The organism is Pontivivens nitratireducens (genome assembly GCF_014235845.1).
Lineage (GTDB): Bacteria > Pseudomonadota > Alphaproteobacteria > Rhodobacterales > Rhodobacteraceae > Pontivivens > Pontivivens nitratireducens.
On record NZ_JACJUQ010000033.1, the window covers coordinates 1 to 8576 of the forward strand.

Annotated in this window: 8 protein-coding genes; 7 read left to right on the forward strand and 1 reads right to left on the reverse strand. The window is 57.2% G+C overall.

Annotated elements, in window-relative coordinates:
• Nucleotides 1-381 precede the first annotated feature (381 nt).
• From H1S03_RS17015 to repC, 4 genes are all read left to right on the forward strand, one after another.
• Nucleotides 382-1290: a recombinase family protein gene (locus tag H1S03_RS17015; protein WP_185805276.1), complete on the forward strand. Its 909-nt coding sequence runs from the start codon at nt 382-384 to the stop codon at nt 1288-1290.
• A gap of 341 nt (nt 1291-1631) precedes the next feature.
• A complete protein-coding gene (repA, locus tag H1S03_RS17020) occupies nt 1632-2831 on the forward strand; it encodes a plasmid partitioning protein RepA (protein WP_057821949.1) in 1200 nt (399 codons plus the stop codon).
• Nucleotides 2831-3799: a plasmid partitioning protein RepB gene (gene repB, locus H1S03_RS17025; RefSeq protein WP_245897673.1), complete on the forward strand. Its 969-nt coding sequence runs from the start codon at nt 2831-2833 to the stop codon at nt 3797-3799. The genes repA and repB overlap by 1 nt, the downstream gene beginning before the upstream one ends.
• 238 nt (nt 3800-4037) lie before the next feature.
• Complete coding sequence (repC, locus tag H1S03_RS17030; protein ID WP_185805277.1) at nt 4038-5093, forward strand: plasmid replication protein RepC; 1056 nt, start codon at nt 4038-4040, stop codon at nt 5091-5093.
• A gap of 212 nt (nt 5094-5305) precedes the next feature.
• Here repC and H1S03_RS17035 read toward each other — a convergent pair whose 3' ends face one another.
• Nucleotides 5306-6508: a Fic family protein gene (locus tag H1S03_RS17035; RefSeq protein ID WP_185805280.1), complete on the reverse strand. Its 1203-nt coding sequence runs from the start codon at nt 6506-6508 to the stop codon at nt 5306-5308.
• 276 nt (nt 6509-6784) lie between these two features.
• Between H1S03_RS17035 and H1S03_RS17040 the strand changes: the two genes are divergently transcribed.
• From H1S03_RS17040 to H1S03_RS17050, 3 genes are read left to right on the forward strand one after another with little or no spacing between them, the layout of a single operon-like run.
• On the forward strand, nt 6785-7270 hold the full coding sequence (locus H1S03_RS17040; RefSeq protein WP_185805278.1) for a hypothetical protein: 486 nt from the start codon (nt 6785-6787) through the stop codon (nt 7268-7270).
• Between the two features lie 40 nt (nt 7271-7310).
• Nucleotides 7311-8249, forward strand: coding sequence for an ArdC family protein (locus H1S03_RS17045; protein ID WP_185805279.1), 939 nt, complete (start codon nt 7311-7313; stop codon nt 8247-8249).
• A gap of 23 nt (nt 8250-8272) precedes the next feature.
• Entirely contained in the window at nt 8273-8482 is a 210-nt protein-coding gene (locus H1S03_RS17050) for a DUF6330 family protein (protein ID WP_005617043.1), read from the forward strand.
• Nucleotides 8483-8576 lie beyond the last annotated feature (94 nt).

The following is an 8576-nucleotide window of genomic DNA, read 5'->3' on the forward strand; positions in this document are numbered from 1 at the left end:
ACTTCGGCCCTAGGTCCGGGCGGCAGATAATGCGGCTCCTCTTCCATCGGACCGGGCAGGAACCACAGGTCGTCCTCAGAAGTCTCTTCAAGCTCCTCCGCATCCTCAAGAGGATCATCAAAAATATTATACTTTATACATGCTTGAGGCTCCATATGTGCAAAATATGGCATTTTTGCATTTTACCCAAGGGTTTTGTCAGGGTGCGCCTGCACACTTTATATAGCACGTGCGCGCAATGGTCTGCGAGAGCTCGCTGATCGCGCTCAGCGTAAGGGAACCAAGGGCTTTGGACTGAACAGCCCCACAGAGCCGGCACTTGCATTCGCTTACAAACGGTCGTTTAGTAGCGGTATCCTAAACTGCAAACGGCCCGTTTTTATGCCCTTCATAGGCTATGCCCGCGTCTCCACAGACGATCAGACCCCCCTGCCCCAGTCTGAGGCCCTGCAAACCGCGGGATGCGTCGAAATCTTCGAGGAACACGCCTCGGGCGGCGACCGCGCGCGGCCGGTGCTGGCGCGCGTGCTGGAGCGCATCGGCAAGGGCGATACGCTGGTGGTCGTGCGCATCGACCGCCTTGCACGGTCTTTGTCGCACCTTCTCGAGGTGATCGAGCAGTTGGAGGCCAAGGGTGCGTTCTTTCGCTCGATCCAGGACCCGATCGACACTGCATCGCCGCAAGGTAAGTTCACGCTGCAGGTTCTGGGGGCCGCGGCCGAGTTCGAGCGCGCCCTGATCCGCGAGCGCACCAAGGCCGGGCTTGCGAGCGCGCGTACAAAGGGCCGCGTGGGCGGCAACCCCGGACTGCGGGCCAAAGACCCTGTTGCTCTTCGCAAAGTTCGACTGGCGCGACAGGATGGCTACATGGAGCGCCTGAACGAAACGGCACAAGACTGGGTGCCCCATGTGCGCCGTCTGCGCCCCGACTTGGCTTGGGAAGACGTGGTGCGCATCATCAACGGCCCCTTGCCCGAGGCGCGTCGCTGGACCCAAAGCCGCCTGCTACGCGCTGTGAAGGCCTATGTCCGCGACGGCTTCCTGCCTACCGAGGTGCTGACCCGCGCCGGGCACCGCGAAACCGACGACCGCCTGCCCGCCATTGTTGCTGGCATCAAGGGCGCAGATCCCGACATCACGCTTCAGGCAATTTGTGATCGGCTGCAGGCGATGCGCGAACGCACGCCGCGCGGGCGGACAAGCTGGCAGCCTTCGTCGGTGAAGATGCTGCTGGAGCGGGCGGAACGACTTGGCCTCATGCCGTACGAATCGAGCCAAGATCAGGTGTAGCTTCTGACCCGAATCCAAAAAATTTCACCGGGAGAAAACTCCGCAGGAGGCAGAAAGTGCCATTAGTTGTTTGGGGTTAGCTGCTATTGTGCCAACTCAACAGAGTAGCGGCTCGATTCGGTTAGATCTACATTTAATATATCTATATCAATGACTTGCTGAGTTCTTTACGCGGCAACACCTATAGGTGCTGTGGATAACTTTTGCACTACATCTAGATTCTTCTTGCCGGACTCGCTGGATCGTGGCATTCCCATTCTGACGGCAAATTGCGTCAGACACGTTGTGCGTCGTCAAAATGATCAAGAGCCTTAACAGGGGCCAAGAGCGGGCGGCAGGATATGGATGATCGAAACGTTGGATATGCGCAAGGCATAGGCTCTTCTGACATCGGCACGTTTGCCGACAATCTGGCCGAGTCATTGGATCGGCAGATGAAGATCGCCTTCGAACCCGAAGAGCGTAAAGCCTTGCGCCGTTTCAGCTCGACCGAAGTTGCCGGTCTCCTGCGCGTAAGCACGTCTAACCTGCGCAACCGGCACAAGGACGGTAGCTTCCCGGAAGTGCATACTGATAACCGCGGGCACCGATTCTACACAGCCCAAGAAGTGGACGAATTGCGTAACATCTTGGAGCGCACAGGAAAGAACGCCGAATCGTATCGGCCAGGTCGACGCGTTGGCGACCGACTTCAGGTGCTATCGGTCGTCAATTTCAAAGGTGGTTCGTCGAAAACAACAGCGACTATACATCTTGCACAGCGTTATGCCTTGCGCGGCTACCGTGTTTTGGTCCTGGATCTCGATCCGCAAGCAAGTTTGACCACATTTTTCGGCTTTCGGCCTGAGCTCGAGTTCGCCGAGGGCGGAACAATCTATGATGCTTTGAGATATGAGGATCAGGTTCCGCTCTCTGACGTGATCCAAAAGACCTACTTTCACAAACTCGACATGGTTCCGGCGGGCTTGATGCTCTCGGAGTACGAAACCGAGACAGCAAACGCGCTCGCCCGTCGGATGCAGCCCATTTTTGCGGAGCGGCTCGCCTTAACGCTCGAGGAGGTAGAGGCAGATTACGACATCGTATTGATCGACTGCCCTCCTCAACTCGGCTTTCTGACTCTCACGGCATTGGCGGCGTCTACGGGGCTCCTGGTAACCGTCGTGCCAGGCATGCTCGACATCGCTTCCATGAGCCAATTCCTGAAACTTGCGTCAGAAACGGTAAAGGCCGTGGAAGAAGCGATTGGACGGCGTGTGACATGGGATTTCGTCAAATTCCTGATCACAAGGTATGAGCCATCAGACGGGCCACAGACCCAAATGGCTGGCTACCTGAGATCAATTCTCGCCGGCCAGGTCATGACTGAACCCATGCTGAAGTCTACCGCAATCTCTGACGCCGGAATGACCCAGCAAACCGTCTACGAAGTTGATCCCGGCCAGTTCATCAGGAAAACGATTGATCGTGCTCTGACCAGCGTGAACGGCGTTGCCGATGAACTGGAGCAGACGATCCAAATGGCATGGGGGCGTCGCTGATGGCCAGAAACATTTTCAACCAACCTCCGAAGGACGAAAAAGAGAGCGCGGCTCCCTCCCCTACCCTGCAAAAGGCTGCAAAGCTGCCCGGCTCTGTTGGCGGATTGCGGGACTCCTTGCGCGAAATCACGGCCAATTCGATCCGGGACATCGAACCCGATCAGATTGACATGGATGGCCTTCGCGATCGGTTGGTGCTGGAAGATACGAGTATCGACGAGCTTGCCGAGAGCATTCGCAAGCATGGCCAACAAGTGCCGATCATGGTCCGCCCATCGGGCCAACCCGACAGATACCGCATCATCTACGGTCGCCGTAGACTGGCGGCGATCCGCAAGATCGGAGGAACGGTCAAGGCAATCGTTCGCACATTGGACGACGACGCCTCGCTTATCGCACAGGGTCAAGAGAACAACCTTCGACTTGATCCGTCTTTCATAGAAAAATCTTTGTTTATCAAAGAGATGCAGGAAATTGGATATAAACCCGGCGTCATTCAGGATGCTTTGGGATTAACCCGGCAAGGCGTGTCCAACCACCGGGTCGTTATCGATCAACTGCCTGATGGGCTTGTTCAGCTTATCGGGCCGGCACATGGCATCGGAAGACGGCAGTGGGGTGATTTAGTGGCCCTATCGGAAAAGGTAGACTTGGTGAATTCGGCCAAAGAGGTGATCGCCGCCCTGCCCGACGACACTCCAAGCCCCGAGAGGTTTCAGGCGGTCTATTCTGCTTGCTCGCACAAGGCTCGTGCAGACAAGAAACCGACCAGTCGCGGCGTGACGTCCCTCGTCAAGAATGAGAGCGGCGACACTGTCGGAACGCTGACAGTCGATCAGAAAGCGGTCGCCATCAAGATAGCCAAAAAGGACAACCCGGAATTCGGCCAGTGGCTCGAGGAGCGTGCGGAAGCTACGCTTTTGCAACTCTTCGATGAGTGGCGGAATGAGAGCGGCTCTGGGTCCTAACCCAGGCCACATAGAGGAACCCGAGCAAAGGAGAAAAGCGAAGACCAGAAAGAAAAGAGCCCCCCAAAGTTTCCCCTGGAGAGCCCTCATCATTCGATTTGCACTCATGATGTAGCAACCTCCAGCAAACCGGTCAAGAGTCACCGATTCGGTGAACCGATTTTTATTGCCTTTTCCCAGATAAAATCTTGGGAGGAGACAGGGAAGCTGTGGGCCGAACGGTCATCGTGAACAAACCATGGCATTTACAAAACTGTCGATCGATGCCGCAGGTGCTGATGCAACCCGCGGCTCATTTCCCCCATCCGAAACCGACGTCTGGACCATCTTCAGGGCTCTGAGAGATGCCCGCAGCGTGTTTGGTCTACGTCCTGGCCACATACAGACACTTCAAGCCATGCTCAGTTTCCTGAAGCCTGGCCATGGCGAAACGGTTTTTGCGTCGAACAATTCAATCTGCCGGCGCGTTGGTGGAATTGACGAACGGACACTCCGCAGGCACATCAACCGTTTCGTTGAACTCGGATTCATCAAGCGCAATGACAGCTCGAACCGAAAGCGCTACCGCGTTCGCTCGTCCGGCGGGGAGTGCATCAGTTATGGATTGTCGCTCGCCCCCCTGCTCCAACGTGCAAGCGAGCTTATCGCCATCGCGCAAGAGATGGAGAATAACCGGCGTGATCGGATATTTGTCCGCAAACAGATCCTTACAAAGCTCGCCCATTTGGAAGAGTACGATCCCAGCAACGCATTCATCAACTACGCACGGAGAGCTCTACGCAGGAAGCTAAGCCTCCCCGAATACCACGCTCTGCTCGCCAGTACAGATGCAGAATGCCAGAGTTTATCTACCCCAGATGACCCACCAGAAACTATGGAATTGCCCGCCAATGACGGACAAACTGTCCGGCACCAATCTAAGTCTAAAAAAGAAAAAAAAGATTTAGATAACGACGTAGCCGATGAAGAACTGAAGCCACACTTGCTGACCTCAGTCTGCGATCAGGCAACATCCTTCTCCACAGAGAGACTTAGAAACTGGTTGGACATTGAAAAGCATGCTCGAACACTTGCACCCATGATGGGCATTCATCCAGAAACATTCGAGAAAGCCAAGAGTGCTATAGGAGTTCAGAAAGCGTCATGCGCGATCTTCATCATGCTACAGCTTGGAAAACGCATCAGGGATTTCGGGGCGTATTTTCACAGTATCACCCTGGGTCAAAGGCAAAACCAATTTGATCCACTAGCTTTGATCAAGCGACTGTCCGAAACCAATGAGCGAACTGTCTAATGTCCACCGCGGTGGACTTCAAACGGGAAGCGGCGCTTATGGCAGCCACAACTGTCCAAACGCTCCTAGCGGCGCGTGGTGGTTGTTCAGTTTACCTCAGACCAGCAGATGTCCACCGCGGTGGACAGGTGCCACACGAGCGACCCTTGATGGAAATCTCGCCACCCATGAAAGAAATCGGCGGTCAGGCATTACACCCTAAATCCCTAGAGTTATTGTGGGAGGTCGCCATCTCCAAACAGGTTCGGAAAGAGCCGCTCTCGATAATCCAACGGAAACGCCAACCGAACTGGCGTCTTCGGCGAGGCGGAAGTCAGGTATCCGGCGGCGGTGAGTTTGCTCAGCGTATTGCGTGCCGTACGCTCGGACGTCTTGAGCACAATCTGCGCGTCACCACGTTCCAGTGCCCCATGCCGAAGAACCGCCGAGATTAGTTCCGGCGCTCGCTTGTCATCGATGGTATCTGCAACAAGACGACGATACCGTTGGTCCAGTCCGCCGAGATCGAACAATCTTGCTGAGAAGGTGATCTGGTCGAGCGTCACCTTTAGGAACCATTCACTAAACGTCTTCAGTGCCGCTTCTGACAGGTTTCCCCGTCCGTCGCGGTCTCCGCGGCGTGGACTGTCGGCCAGATCCATCATCCGTTTGTACTCGCCCCGATCGGTCAGCCCGCGGGCCAGCCCACGTGATACGGACCAGAGCCCTTGGCCACCAATCCCCGCTGTGAGGGCCATGGCATGAGACATCAGTCTACTGACACGGCCGTTACCATCCGGGAAAGGGTGGATGTAGTTCAGCCGGTGATGTGCAGACGCGATCGCGATGATCCGTCCGCTCGAAGACCGCGCCGCAATCTGAAACCGTTTGTCGAAATGGTCCATGAATGCCGCGACGCGCGACGATGAAGGAGGTAGGTGGCGCCCGACCGCAACTTCCCGATCGTCATCCTGGCGCATGCGTCCCGAAACGATGGGCTCTTGTGTGCCGTCGGGATGTTCGATGACCCGAAACTCATCCGGCATCTCGTCGTAGAAGCTCTTATGGACCCAAGTCAGGAATTCGACGGATGTGGGGCGGGGCAGGGTGCCTATGCGATGCATCTCATCGATGGCCCGTTGAACGATGACGTGTGCCCGGGCCTCAAGGGCGAGAGGGCGGGTGTCTTCCTCAAGCTCGGCACCAGCCAGCGCCCTTTCGATGTCGCGGGGGCGCGTGTTGTGTCCTTCGATCAGGTTGGAGTAGTAGCAGTTCATCACACGGACGAGATCGGCAAGTTCGGCTGCGCTGTCAGGATGCAACCCTTGTCCCAGCCCGGTGGCTTCCCTCTGGATGTCGACCGAAAGGTCTGCCAGTTCTGTAGGAATATGCTCCTCGAAGAAGCAGGGTTCGATCCTGGCGGGTGTTTCCAGCATTTTGCCGATCTTCCATGTTTGCAAAGTAATTGAAAAATATACACATTTCGTACTTTCAATCAAGGTTTTGCCGATATGCGTTGCCGATCTTGGTTGCCGATCTGGAATTGCTGTATGAAATCAATGGCTTCGGCAGATGTGCCGGGCTTTCAGTTTTGTTGTGTCCCCAAAGGGCCAGGGGAAAGTGAAAGTGTCCTTCGGGTTTTGTGACTGACGGATGAGGGCCTTTGGGGTCCCTCAGATGGGTCCGGGCCGGATTCCGGTCTGCCGTTCCTGATGAAGGGCATTCCCATGCAAACAGGTGTCTTGCGCGTGTTACGCGCCACCGCTGCCTCGTGGTGGCGACACAAGGAACTACGCCGAACCGGCCAGACGGGGCAGGCACAACGGCGCGAGCGCGAGACTGTCCTGCGTGACCTCGGCTATCTGAAGCAGTTGGCGTTATTGCCAAACGCGCATGTGATCTGCGGAGAGGGCGGGACATTCATCCATCTCGGCTGGACCACCGTTTCGACCTTCGCGCCGATCGAGCGCTTTCCCTTGGCCACTCTTGCGGTCGCACGAGGGACCCCGTTCATCGATATCCGACCCGTCACCGATGTCATCGCCTTCGCGAACTTGCCGCGGGTGGCGCGGGACGGATCGGGCGACCCTGAACCTTCGGGTTCCGGCAAGTCCGTCTCGCTGACCACCTACATCGACATGGTCGAAGGGCTCGGCGCGAGGATCCTCAACGATCCGCGGTCCCATCAGTCAGCCTGATCACCATTTACTCTCACCAAAACTCGAAAGGAGGCCAGCCATGGCCCGATCCCGCACGCCCAAATTCGATGCCTCCGAGGTCATCACAAACGAAATCATCCGCATCATCGAGCGCGGCGTCCTGCCGTGGCGCAAGCCCTGGACCGCAGGTGGCAGCTCTCGTCCCCTACGCGTGGGCGGTGAACCCTACCAGGGGGTCAACAACTTTCTGCTGACGATGCGGACCGTGATGGCGGGCCACAGCTCTCCCTTCTGGATGACGTTGCCGCAAGCCAATGCGTTGGACGCGCACGTCCGCAAGGGCGAGAAGTCCTCTGTCGTCGTCTATTACGGTCAAAGCCGGAAAGACGCGGGCGGCGAGGACGACCGCAGCGATGGCGATGATCGCTCCGAGGAAGCCCGCATCTTCCGCTTCCAGAAATCTTACCGCGTGTTCAATGCCTGCCAGATCGAGGGCTTGCCCGACAGCTTCTTCCCCGACCCGGAGCCAGCGCCCGAGCATCCTCCTTCCGAGCCCATCCCGCATATGCAGGCGTTTTTCGATGCCATCGACATCACGACTGTCTTCACGGGGACGGAGGCGTACTATTTGCCGCCCGTGGACAAGGTCTACATGCCGTCCATCACGCGGTTCCAGGACCCGCGCAATTTCTACGGGGTCTGGGCCCACGAGCTGGCCCATGCCACGAAGGCCCCCCATCGACTGAACCGTGATTTCGGGTTCTCGAAGTTTGGCAACACGTCCTATGCGCGCGAGGAGATCGTCGCGGAATTGACCTCGGTGTTCCTGGGTCAGACGCTCGGCTTCACGGCGCATACGCTCGAGATGAATGCCGCCTACCTGCACAACTGGTTGCGGGTCCTTCGGTCGGACAAGGGCGCGATCTTCCGGCACGCCGCGGACGCGCAGCGCGCCTGTGATTATCTGATCGCCAGATCGGAGGTGGGCAGGGCAGGTCGCAGTGCCGAGGCCGCCTGACCGCACGGAGAACGGAGACACCCATGTCACGTAAGGAACCCAAAACGCTGCGGGTGGCCTGCTTCAACGACGGCCGCCGCAAGATCATCACCTTCAAGCGCGGTGCCTATTGGTGGAGCGCTGCCGAGGGCGCTTATCCGCTCTCGGCAGCGCTCGAGAGCATCAAAGAGCAAGGCGGCTGGATCGAAACCATCCCCAACCCGAATTACAGACCCAAAGGGCTGTTCGGGTAGGGCGCCTTCGGCCTCGATTCATCCGCCAAGCGGAAAAGAAAAAGATGCCGTAATGGGGCTGTCGGCGAATCGAGCACGTTTCGCTTGTTTGTCA